This is a genomic window from Devosia sp., from assembly GCF_039927955.1.
In the GTDB taxonomy this organism is placed as follows: domain Bacteria; phylum Pseudomonadota; class Alphaproteobacteria; order Rhizobiales; family Devosiaceae; genus Devosia.
Window position 1 is genome coordinate 45455 of the sequence record NZ_JBDSUA010000002.1, and the last position, 21325, is coordinate 66779.

19 protein-coding genes are annotated in these 21325 nt (G+C 60.8%); 8 read left to right on the forward strand and 11 right to left on the reverse strand.

What is annotated here, in order from left to right; genetic code table 11:
- Positions 1-59: 59 nt before the first annotated feature.
- Positions 60-776, forward strand: a complete 717-nt coding sequence (locus tag ABIT12_RS00675; RefSeq protein ID WP_348044265.1) for an SIMPL domain-containing protein — start codon at positions 60-62, stop codon at positions 774-776.
- A 73-nt stretch (positions 777-849) separates the two neighbouring features.
- Here the strand turns inward: ABIT12_RS00675 and ABIT12_RS00680 are convergent, their stop codons facing one another.
- Positions 850-1680: a sulfite exporter TauE/SafE family protein gene (locus ABIT12_RS00680; RefSeq protein ID WP_348044267.1), complete on the reverse strand. Its 831-nt coding sequence runs from the start codon at positions 1678-1680 to the stop codon at positions 850-852.
- A gap of 266 nt (positions 1681-1946) precedes the next feature.
- On the opposite strand from ABIT12_RS00680, the gene ABIT12_RS00685 reads away from it, so the two are divergent.
- The 4 genes from ABIT12_RS00685 to ABIT12_RS00700 all read left to right on the forward strand — a co-directional run bounded on the left by ABIT12_RS00685 (position 1947) and on the right by ABIT12_RS00700 (position 8467).
- The gene (locus ABIT12_RS00685) at positions 1947-4169 is read left to right on the forward strand and encodes an OmpA family protein (RefSeq protein WP_348044269.1); all 2223 of its coding nucleotides are present in this window, start codon (positions 1947-1949) and stop codon (positions 4167-4169) included.
- 182 nt (positions 4170-4351) lie between these two features.
- Entirely contained in the window at positions 4352-6463 is a 2112-nt protein-coding gene (locus ABIT12_RS00690) for an OmpA family protein (RefSeq protein ID WP_348044271.1), read from the forward strand.
- A 403-nt stretch (positions 6464-6866) separates the two neighbouring features.
- Positions 6867-7259, forward strand: a complete 393-nt coding sequence (locus ABIT12_RS00695; protein WP_348044273.1) for a hypothetical protein — start codon at positions 6867-6869, stop codon at positions 7257-7259.
- A 170-nt stretch (positions 7260-7429) separates the two neighbouring features.
- On the forward strand, positions 7430-8467 hold the full coding sequence (locus ABIT12_RS00700; RefSeq protein ID WP_348044275.1) for an Atu2307/SP_0267 family LLM class monooxygenase: 1038 nt from the start codon (positions 7430-7432) through the stop codon (positions 8465-8467).
- Positions 8468-8472: 5 nt separating this feature from the next.
- On the opposite strand, the gene queF is transcribed toward ABIT12_RS00700, so the two are convergent.
- The 8 genes from queF to ABIT12_RS00740 form a co-directional block, all read right to left on the reverse strand.
- Positions 8473-8919 (reverse strand): preQ(1) synthase, encoded by a 447-nt coding sequence (gene queF / locus ABIT12_RS00705; RefSeq protein ID WP_348044277.1) that lies wholly within the window; start codon positions 8917-8919, stop codon positions 8473-8475.
- The gene (locus tag ABIT12_RS00710; protein WP_348044279.1) at positions 8919-9140 is read right to left on the reverse strand and encodes a hypothetical protein; all 222 of its coding nucleotides are present in this window, start codon (positions 9138-9140) and stop codon (positions 8919-8921) included. The genes queF and ABIT12_RS00710 overlap by 1 nt, the downstream gene beginning before the upstream one ends.
- Before the next feature lie 91 nt (positions 9141-9231).
- The gene (locus ABIT12_RS00715; RefSeq protein WP_348044281.1) at positions 9232-9525 is read right to left on the reverse strand and encodes an HlyU family transcriptional regulator; all 294 of its coding nucleotides are present in this window, start codon (positions 9523-9525) and stop codon (positions 9232-9234) included.
- A 3-nt stretch (positions 9526-9528) separates the two neighbouring features.
- Positions 9529-9843: a DUF2442 domain-containing protein gene (locus ABIT12_RS00720; RefSeq protein ID WP_348044283.1), complete on the reverse strand. Its 315-nt coding sequence runs from the start codon at positions 9841-9843 to the stop codon at positions 9529-9531.
- Between the two features lie 102 nt (positions 9844-9945).
- The gene (rpoD, locus tag ABIT12_RS00725; protein ID WP_348044285.1) at positions 9946-12018 is read right to left on the reverse strand and encodes an RNA polymerase sigma factor RpoD; all 2073 of its coding nucleotides are present in this window, start codon (positions 12016-12018) and stop codon (positions 9946-9948) included.
- 183 nt (positions 12019-12201) lie between these two features.
- Positions 12202-14148, reverse strand: coding sequence for a DNA primase (gene dnaG, locus ABIT12_RS00730; protein WP_348044287.1), 1947 nt, complete (start codon positions 14146-14148; stop codon positions 12202-12204).
- Between the two features lie 199 nt (positions 14149-14347).
- Entirely contained in the window at positions 14348-15415 is a 1068-nt protein-coding gene (locus tag ABIT12_RS00735) for a cellulase family glycosylhydrolase (RefSeq protein WP_348044289.1), read from the reverse strand.
- 121 nt (positions 15416-15536) lie between these two features.
- Entirely contained in the window at positions 15537-16100 is a 564-nt protein-coding gene (locus ABIT12_RS00740) for a DUF308 domain-containing protein (protein ID WP_348044291.1), read from the reverse strand.
- Between the two features lie 162 nt (positions 16101-16262).
- Between ABIT12_RS00740 and ABIT12_RS00745 the strand changes: the two genes are divergently transcribed.
- Both ABIT12_RS00745 and ABIT12_RS00750 read left to right on the forward strand, forming a co-directional pair.
- Positions 16263-17450 (forward strand): MFS transporter, encoded by a 1188-nt coding sequence (locus tag ABIT12_RS00745; protein ID WP_348044293.1) that lies wholly within the window; start codon positions 16263-16265, stop codon positions 17448-17450.
- Positions 17451-17494: 44 nt separating this feature from the next.
- A complete protein-coding gene (locus ABIT12_RS00750; RefSeq protein ID WP_348044295.1) occupies positions 17495-18658 on the forward strand; it encodes an MFS transporter in 1164 nt (387 codons plus the stop codon).
- Here ABIT12_RS00750 and ABIT12_RS00755 read toward each other — a convergent pair.
- Positions 18655-19104 (reverse strand): GatB/YqeY domain-containing protein, encoded by a 450-nt coding sequence (locus ABIT12_RS00755; protein ID WP_348044297.1) that lies wholly within the window; start codon positions 19102-19104, stop codon positions 18655-18657. The genes ABIT12_RS00750 and ABIT12_RS00755 overlap by 4 nt on opposite strands.
- A gap of 190 nt (positions 19105-19294) precedes the next feature.
- On the opposite strand from ABIT12_RS00755, the gene carA reads away from it, so the two are divergent.
- Positions 19295-20494 (forward strand): glutamine-hydrolyzing carbamoyl-phosphate synthase small subunit, encoded by a 1200-nt coding sequence (gene carA / locus ABIT12_RS00760; protein ID WP_348044299.1) that lies wholly within the window; start codon positions 19295-19297, stop codon positions 20492-20494.
- Between the two features lie 5 nt (positions 20495-20499).
- Here carA and ABIT12_RS00765 read toward each other — a convergent pair whose 3' ends face one another.
- A complete protein-coding gene (locus ABIT12_RS00765; RefSeq protein WP_348044373.1) occupies positions 20500-21324 on the reverse strand; it encodes a neutral zinc metallopeptidase in 825 nt (274 codons plus the stop codon).
- Between the last annotated feature and the right edge of the window lies 1 nt (position 21325).

Below are 21325 nucleotides of genomic sequence, written 5' to 3' on the forward strand. Positions count from 1 at the left end.
GTTTCGCCCTTTTATCACCTCAATCACGGGCCATTCGGCCCTAGCACTTGGAGACATCTATGCGTCCGCTTTTGGCAATTGCCCCCTTCGCCCTGCTCGCCGCCCTCGCTAGCCCCGCGCTGGCTGGCACCATTTCCATCGATGGCCACGGCGAAGTCACGGCAGCGCCGGACACCGCCTTCGTCACCTCCGGCGTCACCACGCAGGGCGAAACTGCCCGCGATGCACTGGATCAGAACACCAAGGCCATGGCCGAATTGATTGCCGCGCTTAAAGGAGCCGGCATCCAGGCCAAGGATATCCAGACCTCTGGGTTTTCGGTGAACCCGAACTACGTTTATTCCGACGCCAAGGACGCCAACGGCTATTCGCTGCCGCCCAAGATCACCGGCTACCAGGTCTCCAATTCGGTCACCGTCAAAGTGCGCGAATTGTCCTCGTTGGGCAGCGTACTCGACCGTGCCGTGACCGTGGGTGCCAACACCATCAATGGCGTCAGTTTCACGGTCGCCGATCCGTCCAAGCTTTATGACGAGGCGCGCAAGCAGGCCTTTGCCAATGCGCACGACAAGGCCGACCTCTACGCCACCGCCGCCGGCGCCAAGCTGGAGACCATTGTTTCTATTGCCGAGAGCACTGGATATTCCGAACCACAGCCCTATATGGCCAAGGCAATGGCCGCGGCGCCACAGAGCGATGCTGTTCCTGTCGAAGCTGGGGAACTAAGTTTCGGAGTCAACGTTTCGGTCCAATGGGAACTCGATCAATCTAAATAACCGGTTCCCCTCTTTATTGGGGGGCTTGGGAGGTGGGGGCGGCCCGTCGTAGTCAACCGTCCCCCACCAACCCTTATCCCGCGAACACCTTCCACAGCATGTTCAGCCCGACAAATGTCAGAAACGCTGCGAAAACATATTTGAGCGTCTGCTGATCAAGACGATGCGCCAGTGCCGCGCCAATCGGCGCACAGATCGCCGCCAGCACCGCCACCAGCACCAAGGCTACCAGATTGATATAGCCTAGGCTGAGCGGCGGCACCCCCGCCACGTCCCAGCCCGACAGCACGTAGCCAATGGCGCCGGAAATGGCGATGGCAACGCCCAGCGCCGCTGACGTGCCGACGGCGCGGTGGATCGGCGCCCCAAAAGCCACCATGGTGGGCACGCTCAGCGACCCGCCACCAATCCCCATCAGCGCCGAAATATAGCCCACCACGAACGCCGAAACCCGGTTGGTGGTTTTCGAGCCATGCAGATGGCCCATCAGCCGCGTCTGGAACGAGAAGACGATATTGATGGCAATCACGAACGCCATCACCGCAAAGACGATGCGCAAGGCATCGCCGGAGAAATACCCCGCCATCACCCCGCCGATCAGCGTCCCGGCAACAATGAACGGCACCCAGAGCTTGAGCGTGGCAATATCGAGCGCACCACGCACAAAATGCGCCCGCGCGCTCATGATGCCAGTGGGAATGATGATCGCCAGCGAGGTGCCGACCGCAACATGCATGGTGACGTCTGATTGGAACCCCAGCCAGGCCAGCGCACTCGATAGCGCCGGCACGATGATGGCGCCACCACCAATACCGAGCAGTCCGGCAAAAATGCCCGAGAATAGGCCCGTCACCATCAGCCCAAGCACGAACGGCCAGTAGGCGACGATTGCACCCCAATCCATCAGGCGATTCCAGTCTTCTTGGTGGTAATTTTCCTCACCCTGCCATGAGTGGCGATGGCGCGCCAGCAGCCTGCCGCCGCATTCGCGCCATCATCTGTTGGCCAAGCTCATCTTGGGGAGGTGGCGGAACCTTCGCAGGGGCCCGGAGTTGCTGGATTAGGGGGACAAACGCGCCGGTCGCGCGATTAACACCCCATTCATATGCCATTCAGAATTGCACCATGATGCTGTGTGCGATTGTCCAATTCGACAAAAAGGAAAAAACAATGCGCTTTCGAAATTGGCTGCTCACCGGCACGAGCCTTGGCCTGATGGCCCTGGCTCCGATGACGGCATGGGCACAGAACGATAGCCTTGTCGTGGCCTACCAGGCCTATATTGCCGCTCAGGCCGCCGGTGATCCCGCCGCGCTGCAAACCGCGACCGCCGCGTTCACCGAGCAATGCATCGTCGCCGGCTATACCAGCGTCGACGACTGCGTCGCCGCCATGGCTGCGGCGCCTGCACCCGCAGCGGCACCTGCCCCTGCGGCAGAACCGGTCCCTGCTGCAGAACCGGCCCCTGCTGCAGAACCGGCCCCTGCGGCAGAACCTGCGCCAGCAGCTGAGCCGGCCCCTACTGCTGAACCCGCGCCCGCCGCTGAACCTGCACCGGCAGCAGAACCGGCACCGGCTCCAGAGCCGGAACCTGCTCCCGCGCCAGCGGCTGTCGACATCACTGCGGACCTTCAGGTCCAGGTCGATGCCTATAATGCCGCGATCGCAGACCTCGCTGCCGGTAGCGACGGTGCGACCGGCGAAGCCAATATCGCCGCCGCCAAAGCCCAGATGCAAGCACTCTGCACCACCGCGGGCTATGGTGACCTGGCAAGCTGCCTGGCCGACTATGGCGTAAAGTTGCAGGATGTCCCCGCTCCTGTCGAACAGCCCGCTGCTGCACCAGCAGCAGAACCTGCTGCTGTGGCGCCCGCTGCCGTACCAACTGCACCCGCTGATCAGCCGGCCCCGGAGAATGCTGACATCAGCGCCGGCCTGCAGGCCCAGGTTGACGCCTATAATGCCGCCGTGGCCGAGATCAACGCTGGTGGCGATCGTACCGCTGCCGACGCCAATATCGCTGCGGCCAAGGCACAGATCGAGGCCCTCTGCGCCCCGTTCGGTTATCCCGATATCGCCGCCTGTCTTGCCGATTATGGCCTGACCCTGCCGGAAGTCCCGGCGGCGGCAGCGATCCCGCTCGATCAGCTGCCCGCGCAGCCGACCGAAGTGATCGAAAACCTGCCCAAGGGCATCACGCAGGAGCAGGTTGCTCCCGTGCTCGATAGCGCCAAGGACATTGAAGCGGCCCCCGCAGACGCCAATGCTGTTGCTGCTCCAGCTGCCGCGGAAGAACCCCTTGCACCACCTCCGGAATCCGATGCGGCCTCGCAGGCCAAGCTGGTTGCTCCGGAAGCTGCACAGGAATCGCTGACTGCCGAACAGGGTCAGTCGGTACAGGTGCAGGATATCGCACCCCAGGAAGTGCCGCAGAACGTGACGATCGTGAACCAGACCAATGTGGTCAACAACGTCACCAACAACACGAATAATACCACCACGAACAACACGACCAACAACACCACCAATGTGACGCAGAACAACGTCACCCAGACCCAGGTGGTGCTCCAGGTCGGCAATCAGTTGATCGTGGAAAATCGCGGCCAGGATACCGACCGCTTTATCGACAGCAATGGCCAGGACGAGGTGTTCTACGAAAACCTCGCCAATGGCCGCGTCCGCGAAACCATCACCCGTGCCGATGGCTCCCAGGTCATCACAGTGCGCAACCGCAACGGCGACATCCTGCGCCGCTCGCGCATCGATGCCGATGGCCGCGAACACGTGCTGGCCTATTTCGATGATCGCTACGACCAGGATCTGCTCGAGTGGCGCGATCCGGGTCAGGACCTGCCTCCCCTCCGTCTCAATATCCCGGTCAACGAGTATGTGCTGGATGCGCAGAATGCCGATGAGGATGGCGTCGAAACCTTCTTCCGTCAGCCGCCGGTTGAACAGGTTGTTCGGCTCTACTCGATCGACGAGGTCAAGCGCTCTTCCCGTATTCGCGACAGCGTGCGCCGTCTCGAAGTTGGTGGCCTGACCTTTGACTCAGGCGCTGCAACCATCAGCCGCGACCAGGTGAGTTCGCTCAGCAAGGTCGCCGGGGCGATGAAGCAGTTGCTGGCCACCAACCCCGCCGAAACCTTCCTGATCGAAGGCCATACCGACGCCGTGGGCAGCGAGATCAAGAACCTGCAACTGTCTGATCTGCGCGCTGCAACCGTGGCCCGCATCCTGACGGACTTCTATCAGATCCCGCCGGAAAACCTGGCCACCCAGGGCTATGGCGAGCGCTATCTCAAGATCCGCACCGATCTGGCGGAACGCGAAAACCGCCGTGTCACCATCCGCCGCATTACGCCGCTGGTGACCCCGTTGGCTTCGAACTAGAAGCTATAAAGCGCCAAATGAAGGGGCCGGGCATTTGCCCGGCCCTTTTGCTTTGTCAAATTTACGATGAGCGCAAGAAGGCCCTACCGCTCACATTAAAATTCGTTAATGCTGCGCCGAGATTTATCGTCCCGGAACACTTCAGCATGCACCTGCGCCATTGGCTTCTCCTTGTCTGCTGCATGTTCTTTTCCAGCGCGCTGCCTGCTACGGCGCAGGACGAACTGGACCAGCGCTGCATCGATGCTGAACTCGTCACCTACGAGGATTGCGCCGCCTATCTGCAAACCCTGCCGCCCGCCGAAGCGCCTGCCCAGCAGGAGCCCGCTCCAGAACAACCCGTCGCCGAAGAGCCTGCTCCCGAGGAGCCAATCGCCGAGGAACCCCCGCAGCAGGACAATGTCGCGCAGGAATGCGTTGACGCGGGCGTCACCACCACTGCCGAGTGCGACAGCTATCTGCAAAGCCTGTCGGCCCCGGTCGAGGACGAGCCAGCTGCCGAAGACGTCCCGGTCGACGAACCGGTCGTGCAAGACCCCCCTGCCGAGGAGCCGCCCGCGCAGAACGATGTTGACCAGCGCTGCATCGATGGCGGCTACACCGGGACCGCCGACTGCGACAGCTATCTACAAAGCCTGAGCGCACCCGGCGACGAACCGACTGCACAGGATCAGCCGGCGGAACAAGATCCGGTTTCCGAACAGCCTGTTGTGCAGGACCCGGTGGCCGATGACCCAGCTCAGGATCAGAATGTTCCGGTGACCGACGATACAACGACCGAACAGCCGACCACCGATGAACCCGCCACCTCGGACGAAGTCGCCCAGAAATGTTTGGACGCCGGCTACACGACGACCGACGAATGCAACGATTTCCTGCAGCAAACCGATACCCCGGCGGATGATACCGAGACCGTGCCGGTCGCCGATCCAGACCAACCAGTCACAAGCGAAGAAGTCACAACTCCAGCCACCGACTTGAGCCAGGAATGCATCGACGCCGGTTTCACGACCGCCGAAGAGTGCACGGCCAACCAGACCACGCCACAAACGACTGATGACACTGCCGAGCCGAACACGACGACCCAGGACCCACCAGAAAGTCTGATCGCTCAGCCCGAGGTAGACCCCTACGCCGATACTCAGCCCGAAGAACTGCTCAATGCAACCGAGCCGGTGGCCGAGGGTGACGATGCCGCCCCGCTGACCGATGCGGCCAAGGAAAATCCGGACGCGGTTGTCGATGAAAGCGTGCCGGTCATTACCGAGGAGACCCTGCCGCAGGACGATGCCGATGCCAGCATCGCCGCGCGTGTCACGCCCCAGGAAATCGTCGCGGCCAGCGGTGAAAATGCCGAAGTGCTCGACGCCCCGCCGCCGATCACTCCGCCGGCCAACGTCACCATTATCAACCAGACCAACGTCACCAACACGACGGTCAACAACACCACGGTGAATAACACCTACGTCTATGAGGTGAACAACACCTACGTGATCAACAACTCAGCTGCCGATCGCGACCGGATTTTTGGCGACGATAGCAACTACCAATTCGACCAGATCGGCGATAACCGCTTCCGCGAAACTGTCTATCGCGACGATGGCACGGAAGTGGTCACGGTGCGCGACCAGTACGGCAACATTCTGGAGCGCTATCGCACTGACCCTTATGGCGAAACCTACGTGTTCGCCTATTTCGACCCCAGCTATTACGACCAGCTCGAAAATTGGCGCGATCCGGGCGACGACCTGCCGGTGCTTCGCCTCAATATCTCGCTGCGCGATTACGTGATGGATTGGTATTATGCTGACGAGGACGAAATCTCATTGTTCTTCCGCCAGCCGCCCGTGGAAAAAGTTCGCCGTCTCTATTCCATCGATGAGGTCAAACGCTCGGCTCGCCTGCGCGATAGCGTGCGCCGCCTGGAAGTGGGCAATCTGAACTTTGCCAGCGGCGCCTCCAAGCTCTCGCGCAACCAGATCAATGCACTGGAAAAACTGGCCGACGCCATGCTGACCCTGCTGGAGGAGAACCCGGCTGAAACCTTCCTGATCGAAGGCCATACCGACGCGCCGGGCTCGGATCAGGCCAATCTGGTGCTGTCGGACCAGCGCGCAGCCTCGGTTGCCCGTATTCTGACCCACTATTATGGCGTCCCGCCAGAAAATCTGGCGACCCAAGGCTACGGCGAACGCTACTTGCGCGTCCGCACGCAGGCCGACGAACCAAAGAACCGCCGGGTCACGATCCGGCGGATCACGCCGCTGGTCTCGCCATATTTCGCGTCAAACTAACGAAAATAACCATAAATGACGCTCCGCATCCCTCATATGGGGGATGCGGTGGCACAATTTTTTGGCGATGCTGCTCAGGTGTGTTGGCCAAAACGTGGTTTAGCTGACAAGTCGCGCGCGTGTTCATCGTCTTCGATTTCGCCAGCGTCTGAGGCGATGGACACGCTGCCCCCAACCGCCGCCGCAACACGACAACCACCAATCCAATATCGCCCACCCACGGGCCAATTTGGCCATTTTCGAGCAAAAAATATTTGGATATATTGCGCTGGCACCCCGGCAAGACCCCCTAAATATCTGGGCCTGAAGGCAATTTCCACGCGCCCTGCTCAGTAAATTTTCCGGGAACGATTCCTGAAACTCCGCGTTTCTTTGCCATACGGTGAAACAAAGGAGCGACATCATGGCAATCCCTGAACGCGATACCGTCTATACTAACGACGGCAACCGCACGGTTTACGCACGCGAAAGCAGCGGTACTGCGTGGTTCGTCGGAATTATTGTAGTCCTGGCTCTGCTGGCCATCGGTTATCTGGTATTTTCGGCCAATTCTGGTCCATCGACTTCGGTTGATGTGAACAACACCCCAGCGGTGACGGCGCCAGCCGATCCAGCAGCACCGACGACCCCAATGACAACAGCTCCGGCTGATACCACTGCGCCAGCTGCTGCGCCGATGACTGAAGCACCAGCCGATACCACGGCTCCTGCTACAGCTCCGGCCACTGCACCGGCTGACTCAATGGCCCCTGCTACCGCGGCTCCTGCGGCCACCCCGGCTCCAGCCGTTCAGTAAGTCCTGACTAAATCGATGCTGCGGCCCCTCCCTCTGCAGCACCGTCCCTGAGCCCCGGCTGCCCCGCCGGGGCTCTTTCTTGTCTGCGGTTTGGCCAAGGTTACAGCGGTGTGCCGTCTTGATCAGCGTCCCGCCTGAGGCCATGTGTTGCTGCAAACAAGAGGTCAATTATGGAACTCGGGCTCTATTCCTTCGCTGAAAATACCGTCGAGCATTTTAGCGGCAGGCTGCAAAGCCCAGCCGAGCGGCTCAGGGACCTGCTTGAAGAAATCGAATTGGCCGATCAGCTCGGCCTGGATTTCTACGGTTTAGGTGAGCACCACCGGCCCGACTTCGTCGCCACCGCCCCGGTGACCATTCTGGCGGCCGCGGCGGCCCGCACCAAATCCATCCGGCTGTCCACTGCCGTCACCGTGCTGAGTTCCGAAGACCCGATCCGCGCCTATCAGCAGTTCGCCACGCTCGACCTGCTCTCCAATGGCCGCGCCGAAATCATGGCCGGACGCGGCTCGTTCATCGAGAGTTTCCCGCTATTTGGCCTCGACCTGAACGACTACGACACCCTGTTCGAGGAAAAACTCGAACTGCTGCTCAAAATCCGCGAAGGCGGCAAGGTCACCTGGCCGGGCGGTGCCCATACCAAGCCGATCGACGGGATCGCCATTTACCCCGAACCAATCCAGCAGCCGCTGCCGCTGTGGATTGCTGTTGGTGGCACGCCCAATTCGGTGGCGCGCGCGGCCTATTATGGCCTGCCCCTGATGATCGCCATCATTGGCGGCATGCCCAGGCAGTTCGAGCCACTGGTTAAGTTCTATCGCGAAACGCTGGAGCGCGTCGGCAAGGATCAGGCCACACCGCTCGGTATCAGCTCGCACGGCTTCATTGCCGAAACCACCCAGGAAGCGCTGGACGTCGCCTTCCCGGCCCACCACGAAGCGATGAGCCGCATCGGCAAGGAACGCGGCTGGTTGCCGGGCACCCGCGCCCAGTTCGAAGCCGGCACACAGCCCCAGGGCGCCTACTTCATCGGCTCACCGCAGCAGATTATCGACAAGATCCTGCTGCAGCACGAATGGTTCAAGCACGACCGCTTCGGCCTGCAACTCAGCGTCGGAACCCTGCCCCATGATAAGGTGATGAAGGCAATCGAGCTGTATGGAACGGTGGTCAAACCGGCCATTGACAAGGCGCTGCCACGGGCCTGATCGATCTAGCCGCGTCCGCGATACGGCGCCACGCCCTGATCCGGTAGCCATACACCTTCAAGTGGCGCACCAGTCTGCCAGAACACGTCGATCGGCAGGCCACCGCGCGGATACCAATAGCCACCGATGCGCAGCCAGTGCGGATTGATCGTAGCGATAATCTTTTTGGCAATATCGATGGTGCAGCCTTCGTGGAAGGCGCCGTGATTGCGGAATGAGGTCAGGTAGAGCTTGAGCGATTTGGACTCGACCAGAAACTGATCGGGAACATAATCGATCACCAGATGCGCGAAATCGGGCTGCCCGGTCACTGGGCACAGCGAGGTGAATTCCGGCGCCACATAGCGCGCAACGTAGCGAATGTCGGGATGCGGATTGGGCACCGGATCGAGCACAGCATTCTCAGGATGCTGTGGGGCCTCGACACTGCGCCCAAGCTGCAAATCGCTCATTACTTGCCCGAACGCCGGATCGTCTTGATCTGCAATGGCGGCAGACCCGACTTCTCGGAAATCGCCCGGTCCTGATCCATGATCGCCGTCCGTGCCGCGTCGTCGCCGTCAAGGCCACCCAGCAGATTGCCGTCGACCTTGCGGTTGGAACGCTGACTGCCATCTTCATAGATCACGTCGAACATCACGAATTCACTGCGCGCAGTTGGCTTTTTGGCCATGAGACTTACTCCATATCGGCAGCACGACAGCGGCAGACCCAGATGGTGCTACCGGCTTCATCGCCTGCATGATTTTGATCGGCCCTAAGGCCTATTTGAAAATTCCGACGCCCTGCTCATCGATGATCTGGCGGCCTTTACCCAGCGCCAGCATGATCAAGTCGTCCTTGGATGACATCCGGTCGGCGCGCACGAAACGATAGATCTTCAGCTCGCCCGCGATATCCTTTTCGATAAGGCCCGCCAGCTGCAATTCGCTGCCAACCCGCATCTGGATCGCCTTGATGGTGAAGCCCTTATAGGCATCTTCGCCCAGCACCACATCGCCAGCTTCCGTCTTTGGCTTGCTTTCACCACCACCAAACAGCTTCTTCAAAAACGACATCGTCTACTCCTCGCCTCTTACCGGGCGCCTGGTGCGCACCGGCAGCGGCAACACCAGCTCGCCGCGCCTATGCATTTCCTCACGCAGCCATTCGGGCGACAGCGTAAAATAGTTCGGCCAGGTCGGCGTGCCATTGGCCAGTTCGACCTTGGCGAAATAGCGCCGATCCCGTAACGGCTCCGTCCCCTCGCCCCGCTCCCCCAGCATCTGCGCCGCATCGAACGCACCGCTAGACCCATCGGAGAAGGTCACCACCAGCTTGAAGGGCACGACGGCCCGAATGGCGGTGAGCTTGAGGCGAACTGGTTTGTCGATCATCGCAGAACCAGCCCACCACGGTGTCATACTGGCGCAGGCCGGTATCCATCTTGAAATTTCAGGATGGGTTCCGGCCTCCGCCGGGGTGACATCCTGTCTAAGCTAGTTATCCAAAAAGCTCCGCAGCTTCCGGCTCCTGCTGGGGTGCTTGAGCTTGCGCAGCGCCTTCGCCTCGATCTGACGGATACGTTCGCGGGTCACCGAGAACTGCTGGCCGACTTCTTCGAGCGTATGGTCGGTGTTCATGCCGATACCAAAGCGCATGCGCAGCACGCGTTCTTCGCGCGGCGTCAGCGAGGCCAACACGCGCGTCGTGGTTTCACGCAGGTTGGACTGGATCGCGGCATCGATTGGCTGGATCGCATTCACGTCCTGGATGAAATCGCCCAGGTTCGAATCTTCCTCGTCCCCGATCGGGGTTTCGAGCGAGATCGGTTCCTTGGCGATCTTGAGCACCTTGCGGACCTTGTCCAAAGGCATCTGCAGCTTTTCGCTCAGCTCCTCCGGCGTCGGTTCACGGCCAATCTCGTGCAGCATCTGCCGCGACGTACGGACGATCTTGTTGATCGTTTCAATCATGTGCACCGGAATACGGATGGTGCGCGCCTGATCGGCAATCGAACGGGTGATCGCCTGGCGGATCCACCAGGTCGCGTAGGTCGAGAACTTGTAGCCGCGACGATACTCGAATTTATCCACGGCCTTCATCAGGCCGATATTGCCTTCCTGAATCAGATCAAGGAATTGCAGGCCGCGGTTCGTGTACTTCTTTGCAATAGAAATCACGAGACGCAGGTTGGCCTCGACCATTTCCTTCTTGGCAATCGCAGCTTCGCGTTCGCCCTTCTGCACCTTGTGCACGATCCGGCGGTATTCGACGATATCGAGGCCGGTTTCGGTCGCCAGCGTGCCGATTTCGCCACGCAGCTCGGTGATGGTATCGCCTTCGCGCTTGGCAAATTCTGCCCAGCCCTTGCCGGCATGGGTTGCCAAACCGGCTTCCCAGGCTGGGTTCAGCTCGGAGCCATAATAGCTTTCAAGGAACGCTTCGCGCTTGACGCCATAGCTTTCGGCCAGCCGCAGCAGGCGCCCTTCGGTACGCACCAGACGCTTGTTGATGTCGTAGAGCTGCTCGACCAGGCTTTCGATACGACTGGTGTTGAGCGACAGCGACTTCACGTCGGCGATCACATCGGTGCGCAGCGCATCGAGTTTCTTGGCATCCGAGGCGCTGACATTGACCGCACGGTCTTCAGCGTGACGGTCCTGCATCACGCGCATCTTGCCATAGGCTTCGGCGATGCGATCGAAGGTTTCAACGACCTGAGGCTTCAGCTCGGCTTCCATCGCTGACAGCGACAGCGCGTTTTCGAACTCGTCATCATCATCATCTGCAACCGGGTCTTGCGGAGCCTGCGGCTCTTCGGGCACATAATCGTCGTCCTCGTCGCCACCGGCACGGCGGGCAACTGGCGCCGCCTTTGGCTTTTCGACCACGCTCTCCATCTTGGGAGCCGCGTTCAAATGCATCATTTCAGGATTTGGCGCGGCCTGCTTGGCATCGGGGCCAGCATAGGTCGCTTCCAGGTCGATAATGTCGCGCAGCAGGATTTCCCCCTGAGCCAGCTGCTCGCGCCAGATGATAATAGCCTGGAAAGTCAGCGGCGACTCGCAAAGGCCTTCGATCATGGTCTCGCGACCAGCCTCGATGCGCTTGGCGATGGCGATTTCGCCTTCGCGCGACAACAGCTCGACCGAGCCCATTTCGCGCAGATACATGCGAACCGGATCGTCGGTTCGGTCAGAACCAGCCTTGGTGTTGGACGTGGTCGCAACGGCGCTGCCGGTCGAAGGCGCCAGTTCCTGGCTTTCTTCCTCGTCCTTTTCGACTTCGGTCTCTTCGACCTCGTCTTCATCAACCACATTGATGCCCATGTCCGAGAACATGGACATGATGTCTTCGATCTGCTCGGAGGACACTTCCTCCGATGGCATCACGGCATTGAGTTCTTCATAGGTCACGTAGCCGCGCTTCTTGGCGACCTTGATGAGCTTTTTTACGGCAGCATCGGATAGGTCGAGTAACGGACTATCGTTGGTCGCTTCCGCGGCCGGCGCGCCTGCTTCGGGCTTCTCGGCATCTTTTGGGGTCTTGGTAGCTGCCTTAGTGGCCATCTGGTGCTCCTCGGGACCCGTTAGCGACCGGGCGCCGGTAAGGTCATAAATGGGGATAGCTCAAGGCAAGGTAAAGGTTTGGTAAAGCAACGGTTAACGCGCGGCTCGCCTATCGGTTCGTTTCGGTGCTGCGCATATCGCCATACGCAAAATCGCGCGTACGCGCCGGTCCTAAGAAATTTCTTAGAAACTGCGCGTCGCGCGTCCCGATAACGAACCAAATCCTTCGATCAATGCTTCTGTGCCATCGACAGTGGTAATTTGGTTCTTGATGTCTCGCAGCCTCTCAAAGGTTTCTTCGCTCGGGTCTTCGCCCAGCGCCGCTTCGGCTGCCTTGAGTTCCTTATTTAGCTGAACTTTCTTGTTATGCAAGGCCAGCGCGTGACTCAATCCGGTCTCCGCGTCAGTTTGCGCAATCTCGATCGAAATTTGCCACACCCCCTGGCGGTTCAGCAAATGCTGCATGCGCTCCAGAACTTCGCCAAATTGGCGCGCCCCCAAAGCCTCGCTTAGGCTCTGCGCGCTGATATCATGATCGCGCATCACCAGATCAAGAATAGCGCCCAACAGCCGCCGCGCCGTCGGCGTTTCGAAATCCAACGTTGCCAGCGTTTCGAAATGTTCCTCAACCAGTTGCGGGTGGTTGACCAGCGACATCACGATCGCCGCCTCGCGTGGGGTCGCGTCCGCCGCTACACCCGGCTTCACAATCCGAGAATTGCGGAACGTGTCCGACAGCACCAGCTTGGGCGTGCCCCGGCTATTGCCCTGCGAACCATAACCCTTCGGCTGCCCATATCCGCCGCGCCCGCCGCCCCGTGGCTCGAACCGCGCGCCGCGCACCGGCGTAAAGAACGCCTTGAGCTTTTCGTCGAACGCCTGCGCATAGTGAAACCGCACCGAGGCGTCCTGGATAGAATTGGCCCGCTCGCGCAACCGTGCCTGCAACGCCGCCCGGGCTTCCGGTGTCTCCGGCACCAGCCCGCCCTGCGTTTCCATGCTCCAGATCACATCGACCAGACTCCGCGCCTTGTCGATCACATCGGCAAAGGCGCCCCTGCCCTGCGCCTTGATCAAGTCATCCGGGTCCAGCCCACCCGGCAAAGTGGCGATCTTGACCGTCTGGCCCGGCTTCAGATGTGGCATCACGATGTCGGCAGCGCGTTCGGCTGCTTTGAGGCCGGCCTTGTCGCCGTCAAAGCACAGCACCGGCCCGTCGCTCATCCGCCACAGCAATTGCAGGTGCTCGTCGGTCAACGCCGTGCCCAGAGGGGCAACAGTGCCCTCGAACCCGGCAGTCACCGCCGCGATCACGTCGAGATAGCCCTCAACCACGATCACCGTCTTGCCATCGCGCGCTGCCTGCCTTGCGGTCTGGCCGTTATAAAGCGTCTGGCGTTTGTGGAAGAGTTCGGTTTCGGGCGAGTTCAGATACTTGGCCGGCACATCGGCCGACAGCGCCCGGCCACCGAACGCGATCACCCGCCCGCGAAAATCCATGATCGGAAACATCACCCGATTGCGGAACCGGTCATAGGGCACTGGAATATCGTCGCCATGAACCACCATGCCGGTGTCGATCATGTCCTGCGCCGAAACGCCATTCTGGGCCAGATGTTCCTTCAGCCCATTGCGGCTGTCCGGGGAAAACCCGACGCGAAACCGCGCCTGCGCCTGCGCCGAAACCCCGCGCTCGAACAGATAGCCGCGCGCCTTGGCCCCGATATTGTGGGCCAGCGCGGCCTCGAAATATTTGGTCGCCAATTCCATCACGTCGATCAGCGACCGCTGCGCCGCTTCGCGTTTTTCCACCCGCTCGTCGCGCGCCGGCATCGGCACGCCAGCCATGCCTGCCAGCTTTTCGACGGCCTCGGGAAAGCTCATCCCGGCCTTTTCGGTCAAAAACCGGAAATGATCGCCCGAAACGCCGCAGCCAAAGCAGTGGTAAATGCCGCGATTATCATCGGCGTGAAAACTCGGGCTCTTTTCGCCATGGAACGGGCAGCACGCCCACATATCCCCGCGCCCCGGCTGGCTCTTGCGCTTGTCCCAGATGACATGCTCGCCCACCACCTGCGTTATCGGCAGGCGCTGACGGATCTCATCGAGAAACTGGTCGGAAAAGCGCATAATGTGTAAATAGGCATCAACTTACTTTTTGTCACGAACTCCGAGCGGCTTTTACATCTTGCTCACGCCCTCGTGGTTCGAGGCTCGCAAGAGCGAGCACCTCACCATGAGGGCTACAGGGTCATCTATCCGCTAGATTTCCAGTAGCCTCATGGTGAGGTGGAAGCGCAGCGACCCTCGAACCACGAGGCGTGCCCCATCAGGCCTTGCTCAACACCTTGCGTAGAAATGCCACTTCATCCTCGCGATAGGCTTGGCCGTCTTCGCGGAAGATGTCGTGGAACCACGGATCGGGTTCTGCGGTAATGTAGGGGTTCTGCCAGCTGTCCCATGGCATGAAGGTCTGCGACTTGCCGGCCACGAAACCCCAATTGTACATGCCCACCTTGCGCTCCTTGGCCAGCGGTAGGATGGCTTCGAAAGTGCTGGCCTGCTTGCGCGCCATATATTCGGTACACAGCAGCGGCCGGCCAGCCGCAAATTCGGCCACGCGCGACAGGAATTTGTCCGGCGCGTCGTAGCTATGGAAGCTGATGATGTCGGACAGCGCCAGTTGCGTTTCCGCCAGCGGGTCGTCGAGGAATTTGTCGCCGATCCAAACGCCAGCCGTAAGCGGTTGCGTTGGTTTGGCGCTGCGGGCCCAGGCAAAAGCCTTGGGCAACAGCGCCTTGACCAGCTCCTGCTTGTTGGGCAGTTCGGTAAAGCGTCCGGCGTTGAGATTGCTCGGCTCGTTCCAGATGTCCCAGACAACGACCCGCGGATCATTGGCAAAGCGACCGACGACGCCCTTCACATAGGCTTCAAGACGCGGCTCCTGCGTTGGGTCGGCCAGCGCATAGCCCGGATTTTGCACCCATTGCGAATTGTGTACGCCCGGCACAGGCTCCGGCTGCACGCCCAGCTTCGGCTCGGGGCGCCACACCGAGTCGAACAGCACCAGCATGGTCGAAATACCGTGCTTGGTGGAAATCGCCAGATACTGGTCGATCCGCCTGAGAAAGCCCTCGGCGTCCTGCTGCCACAGCAGATCGTGCAGGAACACGCGCATGGTATTCATGCCCAAGCCCGCCGCCCAGCCGAGTTCCTTGTCGATCAGGTCCGGATTGAAGGTTTCCGCCTGCCACATCGTCAATTGATTGGCCGCGTCCGATGGAATGAAATTGGCGCCGACCAGCCACGGCTGCTTGCCATACCACGCATCGATCTGCTCATCGCTCCAGCGCCCGGCAGCATAGGGTACAGACGGAGTTGATGCGGGCGTGGTCATAACTGATCTCTTTTTGTTGCTGGCATCGCGTTCCGCCGCGACACCAGCATGCCAATATTATTAGCAGAGATATTTGTCCATCCTATTACGCGTCCGCTCGTAGGCGGGCGGATGCAACGGGTCAGGCTGCCTTGCTGCGTTGATAGAGCTTCCACGCCCAGCCAAACAGGCCGAACGAGAACACGATCAGCATCACCCCGCCAAACACCACCATTACCGATGAACTGGTGATTGGGAAAAACAGGAATACCAGCCCGATCAGCACATAGCTGACCCCGGACAGGATCACCGGCCAGATATGGGCATAAAGCGCTCGCTCGCGGATCACCACGCTGATCTGCATGATGCCCACCGCCAGCGCCGCGATCCCCACGATGGTGGAGAGCAGCGTGACCGTCAGGATAGTTGCGATCAACGGGCTGATCAGGATCAGCACGCCCAGGATCAGCGACAGCGCGTTTGAGGCAACGTCAAACCAGTAATTGCCACTCTTGCCGCCGCCGAAGGTCAGGCTCCACAGGCCCAAAGCCCCGTCGATCATCAACAGCGCGCCGCCCAGGACAACCAGGCTGGTCAAGGCCGATGCCGGCCAGATCACCACATACAGCCCAGCCAAAAGCATAAGCACGCCGCGCAAAGCCGTGGCTGCCGCAAAGCGTCGTTTGAATTCTGCCGACACTGCCATAACCGCCCTCCTCTGGTTGGCATGAGCTTAGCGGGTTCACGCCATCAGTCCAGCGCCCTCCCCACACTTCAGGTTTTGAGGCGGCCGCTGGAGCTTATCTCCATTGCCTTGCCCCTGCCGCTATGCTTTGACCCGGCTTTATCGTGAGCCCGCGAGAATCTGATGTCGCTGCCGCTGATTGCCCTGTTCATTGCCGCCTTTGCCTTTGGCACCACCGAGTTCGTTATCGCCGGCGTGCTGCCTCAGGTTGCCACGGGTCTGGACATAACCATCCCGGTCGCGGGCTATCTGGTGTCGGCCTACGCCATCGGCATCGCCATTGGCGGCCCGCTGTTGACCTTTGCCACCACCAGCGTCGCGCGCCGCCAATTGCTGCTCGGACTGATCGCCGCCTTCACCATCGGTCAGGTCGCCTGCGCATTGGCGCCAGGCTTTTCCACCATGCTGATCTTGCGTGTGCTCATCGCTATCGCCCACGGCACCTTCTTCGGTATCGCCATGGTGGTTGCCGTTGGTCTGGTCGCGCCGGAGCGCCGTGGCTTTGCCGTAGCCTTCATCCTCTCCGGCCTTACCGTTTCCAATGTCATCGGCGTGCCGCTCGGCGCTGCCATCGGCAATATCTGGGGCTGGCGCGCCACGTTCTGGGCCATGGGCACGCTTGGCCTGCTGGCCAGCATCGCCATCGCTCTGTGGATACCGCGCACCAACACCATCACCGCGCCAAAGGCCCAACTAGGCCGCGAAGTGCGCGTGCTCGGCCGCCAACAGGTCTGGACCTCGCTGCTGCTCATGCTGCTGCTGATGATCGGCCAGATGGTGCCGTTCACCTATATTGCGCCGCTGTTGCACGAGGTAACTGGGCTCGATCCGGCCATCGTCCCATGGGTGCTGCTGCTCAACGGGGTCGGCTCCACCGTCGGCGTATTCCTCGGTGGCCGATTGGCCGACTGGAAACTGATGCCAGCGCTGATCGCCATGCTGGGTACACAGGCCATTGTGCTGTTCGTGTTCTATCTGCTCAGCCCCTATCCGGCGCCGATGATCGGCACCATCTTCATCTGGGGCGCCCTCAATTTCGCTATCGGCACGCCGATCCAGGCTCGCATCCTTGGCTGGACCACCGATGCACCCAGTCTTGCCTCTTCGCTGATCCCCTCCGGCTTCAATGTCGGCATTGCACTGGCTGCCTCTGCGGGTGCCGCCATGCTCAACGCCGGCTATGGCTATCGCAGCCTGCCCTTGCTCGGCATGGTCGCATTGGTTATTGCCACTGGCGTCGCCATCGCCTCGTTCATTCTGGAGCGGCGCAGCGGCGCCGTGCCACCCATTAGCGCCGTAGCCGCCGAATAAACGGATCAGACCGCCGCTACGCCGGGTTGGAACGAGGAACCAGCATGCCGATTGCCGTCTATGCACTCGCCCTGATGGCCTTTTCCATCGGCACTACCGAGCTGATCGTCTCGGGCATCCTGCCGACCATTTCGACAGATCTGGCGGTCAGTATCCCCACCGCTGGCCTGCTGGTCACTGGCTATGCCGCCGGCGTGGCCATCGGCGGCCCGCTGCTGGCCTTGTTGACTGCGCGGTTTCCGGCCAAGCCAACCATTCTGGTGCTGTCGCTGATTTTTGCCGCTGGCCAACTGCTCTGCGCCATCGCGCCGAACTACACGCTGCTGATGGCCGCACGACTGGTTTCCGCCTGCGGCCATGGCGTGTTCTTCGGCGTCGCCGCCGTGACGGTATCGCGGCTGGTTCCGCAAGACCGGCGTGGCGCGGCCCTGTCGCTGTTCGTCGGTGGCATTACTATCGCCAATATTCTGGGCCTGCCGGCCGGCACAGCCATCGGTAACGCTTTCGGCTGGCGCGCCAGCTTTCTGTGCATCGCCATCATGGCGCTGCTGGCCACGCTGGCTATCGCGTCCACCCTGCCCGGCACCGACACCAACGCCGAACCCGAAGCGCCGCTAAAGCTCCAGGCCAAGCAACTGGGCCACCAGCAAGTGTGGAGCACCTATCTCGTGATCATCCTGGTGATGATCGGCGCCATCAGCTTCGGCACCTTCCAGGTGCCGCTGCTGCTCGAAATTACCAAGGTGCAACCCACCTATATCCCGATGTTCCTGCTGCTGGGCGGCGCTGGTTCGATCATCGGCATCTTCCTCGGCGGCAAGCTCGCTGATTGGCGCGTCAGCGAAGCCCTGATCGGGGTGCTGATCACCCAAGTTGCTTGCTCGGTCTGTCTGTTGGTTTCGGTTCACAATGCCACTGCGCTGGGCATTGGCCTGTTCCTGTCGTCGGCCGCTACGCTGGCGTTCAGCACGCCGGTGCAGATGCGCGTCCTCAATGCAGCCAAAGCCGCGCCGAACCTGGCCTCGACCATGATCGCCTCGGCCTACAATGTCGGTATTGCCGGCGGCGCCCTGCTCGGCGCGGTGCTGCTGCAGGCGGGCATGAACTACGCGATGATGCCGGTAATTGGCATCATCACCGGCATCGCCGCCACGCTGGTCACCGCAGCATCCTGGATGGCCAGCCGTCGCGTGGCTGTGGCTTCTTAGCTCAACAGCGCCTTCACCTTGCCGCTGGCCTTCCCGAAATCGATTCGGCCCGGATAGTCGGCTTTAAGCTGGGCGATCACCCTGCCCATGTCCTTGCCGCCGACCGCGCCGGTCGAGGCAATTGCCGCCTTGATCGCGGCCTCCACTTCTTCATCGGTCAACCCCTTGGGCAGGAACTCGTTGAGAATGTCGATCTCTTCCTTCTCAACCGTCGCCAGATCGGCGCGGCCCGCTTGTGCATAAATGGCAAAGCTCTCTTCGCGCTGCTTCACCATCTTTTGCAGGATGACCAGGATTTCCTCATTGGTCACCGGCCCGCGATTCTCGGTGCGCACGGCAATGTCGCGGTCCTTGATCGCCGAATTGATCAGCCGTAGCGTCGAGGTGCGGCGCACATCGCGCGCCTTGAGCGCCAGCTTGAGGCCTTCACTGATCTGTTCGCGCATGAATTTCGTCCTCTTGTGATGCAGGGTTCTGCGCCCATATAGGCGGTTAAAGCCCGTTATGCCACTTGCACGATGGCGATGCCCCTTCTAAGAGAAGGCCTCAACCGATACCGCGCAGACCGTGACGGCGAACAGTGCACAGCACTATTCGCGAGATCGCCACACGACGCCACCACCTAGGAGAACCACCGTGACCGGCTGGGAAAAGAAACCCGCGACCGCACTTCTGATCCTGGCAGATGGCACTCGCCTTGAGGGTCACGGCATCGGCGCGATCGGCCACGCAGCCGGCGAAGTGTGCTTCAACACGGCAATGACCGGCTATCAGGAAATCCTGACCGACCCGTCCTATGCCGGCCAGATCATCACATTCACATTCCCGCATATCGGCAATGTTGGCACCAATGACGAAGACATCGAGACGGTCAACATGGCCGCTCTGTCTGGCGTCCGTGGCGTCGTGCTCAAGGCCGATGTCACCAATCCATCCAACTACCGTGCCATCGAAAAGCTTGATGCCTGGCTGAAGAAGCGCAATATCGTCGGCATCGCCGGCATCGATACCCGGGCGCTGACTGCCAAGATTCGCGAAACCGGCATGCCCAATGGCGTCATCGCCCATTCCGACGACGGTTATTTCCACGAAGCCTCGATCATGGCTGAACTCAATGCCTTCCCCGGCCTTGAGGGATTGGATCTGGCCAAGGAAGTCACGACCGCCCAGACCTATCACTGGGACCAGACCGGCTGGAAATGGGACAAAGGCTACGGCACGCTGGACAACCCGGAGTTCCACATCGTCGCCATCGACTACGGCGCCAAGCGTAACATCCTGCGCTGCCTCGCCGATCAGGGCGCCAAGGTGACGGTCGTCCCCGCGACGGCAACCGCGGCCGATGTGCTCTCGCACAATCCCGACGGCATCTTCCTGTCCAACGGCCCCGGCGATCCGGCTGCGACCGGCAAATACGCCGTCCCCACCATCAAGACGCTGATGGATACCGGCAAGCCGATGTTCGGTATCTGCCTGGGTCACCAGTTGCTTGGCCTGGCGGTTGGCGGCACCACCTCCAAGATGCATCAGGGCCATCACGGCGCCAATCATCCGGTCAAGGACCTTACGACCGGCAAGGTCGAGATCACCTCGATGAACCATGGCTTCGCAGTCAACAAGGACAGCCTGCCACCGGGCGTCACCGAGACCCACATCTCGCTGTTTGATGGCTCCAATGCCGGCCTCTCAGTGGACGGCAAGCCGATCTTTTCGGTGCAGTACCACCCCGAAGCCAGCCCCGGCCCCAGGGACAGCCACTACCTGTTCACCCGCTTCATCAACCATGTGCGGGCCCAGAAGGGGCTGCAAGCCAGGCCGGAATTCATCAAGGCCTGAAAGGCTTAAGCCGGCAGCGGAATCTTCGTCAGCGTACAGGTTCCGCCGGCAGGGATGGCATAGCCCTTGTCGAACCATTCCTTGCGGCTGGCGCTGTCGGCCTCTGCAAACGTCTCCGGCACTTCCAGCCCTTGGCGCGATGGAATCCGCACTACGGGCTGACCGGCGCTCGACGCATCGATTGCGGTGACCAGCGCGGGATTATCCAGCATGCCTACCAGTCCTACTGTACTGGCCCAGATTCCAGCATAGCAGTCGGCCTGCGCGCTCAACTGCTTTTCGTGCCGGATCTGCTCCGCCTCGTCCATGCCATCGCGGGACTTGGCGAACGCTTCGAGCAGGCCAAGAGTCTGTTGCACATGATGCCCGTAGGACCGCGCGACGCGGTAGGCCTGTGCATGATCGGCCACGTCAGGACTGCTGGCGCGCAACCCGTCATAGCTGCTCATGTCGACGTAGATAGTGCCATCCTCAGGACAGTAGAATGTGCCCACGCTCGATCCCGCCATGCCGCAGCCAAACTCGCGCGACGTCGCCACACCGATCAGCGGCGCTTTGATGTACTGCACCGAGGCGATGTAGAACACATTGGTCCATAGCGTGTTGGCCTCAGTGGCCACTGTCTGCAGATAGTCGCCTGTCGTCGCCGTGCCCGCCTTGATCGCCGCCGGTCCGGTCTGCGCTGTAATCGCAGGTGGCGGCGCCACCTTTCCAGACAGCAACGTTATCGGGTTCACGCCGAGCAACATTACGACAACCAGCGCCACAGCGGCCAGACCTGAAAATCCGAACCGCCGCACATGCGGCATGACGCTGTCTGGAATGCCCATC